Annotated in this window: 2 protein-coding genes and 1 rRNA gene; all 3 read right to left on the reverse strand. The window is 32.1% G+C overall.

The genetic code is table 11. From position 1 onward, the window contains the following. Positions 1-297: 297 nt before the first annotated feature. Complete coding sequence (locus tag DW1_RS14645) at positions 298-891, reverse strand: uracil-DNA glycosylase (protein ID WP_074351681.1); 594 nt, start codon at positions 889-891, stop codon at positions 298-300. A gap of 29 nt (positions 892-920) precedes the next feature. Beyond that, positions 921-1,484: a uracil-DNA glycosylase gene (locus DW1_RS14650; RefSeq protein ID WP_074351682.1), complete on the reverse strand. Its 564-nt coding sequence runs from the start codon at positions 1,482-1,484 to the stop codon at positions 921-923. Between the two features lie 425 nt (positions 1,485-1,909). Beyond that, a 5S ribosomal RNA gene (rrf, locus tag DW1_RS14655) occupies positions 1,910-2,026 on the reverse strand. Between the last annotated feature and the right edge of the window lie 63 nt (positions 2,027-2,089).

Genomic DNA, 2,089 nt, shown 5'->3' on the forward strand with positions numbered 1-2,089 from the left:
TTATTTTTCTAGTTTTTTCGCTTTAGTTAGTTGCTATTTTGTTAGCAACCTTTATAGATATCACCTTTTAACTTCTTTGTCAATACTTTTGTCGCTTTTTTTATTTCCATTTTTTCTTGTCGTTTTATAGCGACTTCATAACTATATCATATTTAATACACTAAGTCAATAGGGTTGTTGTTCCATTTTCGTCTTCCACCCCTCAAGAACCTAGTAAGAATAAAATTATGTATATATAATAGCTTCCTTATATCAGATATTATTTTTCTATAATTAGGCTTCCATTTTTTTAGATAATTATTCATTCATTTGTACACTTTCTAATAACTCTTTTAATTCATTAAGATCATTTAAATATATTTCTTTCAAATCTCTTTTATATATTACTGCTGCTGGATGATATAGGGGAAAAATAGTATACTCTCTTTCCTTAATTTTAGAAAGTATTGGCTTTCCATGAATTTGACCTATTGTCATAGAATCGTCATTCAGTACTGTTTTTAGTGGTATATTGCCTAATGTTACAATTATTTTTGGTTCAATTATATCTATTTCTTCAAATAGGTATTCTTTAAATTCTTCTATTTCACTTTTAGTTGGTGTTCTATTTGTTTTTGTGCCCAATCTTTTCCCTTCTTTAGTAGGTCTGAATTTGACTGTATTGGTTATGTAAAGCTTTTCTCTCTCTAATTCAAGAATCGATAAAAATTCATTTAGGTATTTCCCCGCTGAGCCTACAAAGGGTTTTTTTTGCTCCACTTCTCTAGCCCCTGGTGCCTCCCCTACCATCATTATTATACTATCAGCTCTACCATTTCCAAGAACTAATTCTTTCTCGATAAATTTATTTGTAATTTCTAAGTTTAGCTGTTCAAGTCTTCTATCCTTCAACCTTATCTTCCTCTCATTATTTATTCATATTAGATTGTGCATTTTAGTTCTTCATATTTTCTTTTTATACTTTTAAAGTCTTCCCACGCAGGTCGTTTTTTATTTTCATCTCTTAATAAGGCTGCTGGATGATAAGTTGCCATGACATAAAACTTTCCTAACTCTACCCATATTCCCCTATCTTTTGTTATCTTAAAATCTTGGTCTATTATATTCTGTGCTGCTACTGCTCCTAGGCATATTATAATTTTAGGGTTAACTAGCTTGACCTGCCATCTTAAATATTCTATACAGTTTCTAACCTCTTCTAATAAAGGATTTCTATTATTCGGTGGTCTGCATTTAACTATATTTGCTATATATACCTCTTCTCTTTTTAAATCTATTGCATTAAGCATTTTATCAAGAAGCTGGCCTGCTACCCCTACAAATGGACGTCCTTGTATGTCCTCGTTATATCCTGGCCCCTCTCCTATGAACATAATTGTGGCATTAGGATTTCCTTCCCCGAATACAACATTGGTTCTAGTAGCGTGTAAGGAACATTTGCTACAATTTAAGCAGTACTTTTTTATGGTTTCCAAAGTATACATATTACCACTCCAATATATAGATTGATTGTCTACTTATATTTTATTCTTTATACATTATATCACATCACTTTTAGTATTCACTCAACATATAGAAAAAATAAAGACGTTTCATAATATATATTTGGAATAAGCAACTAGAAAAATTCTTATACTCCCCCCTAAAATAAGGATAACAACTAATTTTATCATTTGCATAGAAATACAGAATGAAAGAATTGGAAACACCCTTTGAACTGTTACACAAATAGCTGAATAATTAATTATGTAGTAATTTTTTACAACATCTATGACTCACTCCGACTTCTTGAAAGCTTTTATCAAAAAATCGATGGTAGGTCAATCGCATTGAGAAAGTTTATGTTTCTAGACTGCAACACATTTAAATAAAAAAGACCTGATATCAGTATCAAGTCAAAAAACAAAAAATCCAGCGACGTCCTACTCTCCCAGGCGGTCTCCCACCAAGTACCATCAGCGCTGAAGGGCTTAACTTCTGTGTTCGGTATGGGAACAGGTGTGACCCCTTCGCTATTGTCACTGGATTTGTTGAGCAACAGAAATCTTTGATTTCGCTTTTGCTCAATACTCAGCCTTGGCTGAGCAGC

This window comes from Proteiniborus sp. DW1 (assembly GCF_900095305.1).
Classification (GTDB): Bacteria; Bacillota; Clostridia; order Tissierellales; family Proteiniboraceae; genus Proteiniborus.

Coding starts and splice junctions, on each gene's coding strand:
- DW1_RS14650 (WP_074351682.1), bottom strand. CDS start 1,484: ATGTATACTTTGGAAACCATAAAAAAGTACTGCTTAAATTGTAGCAAA.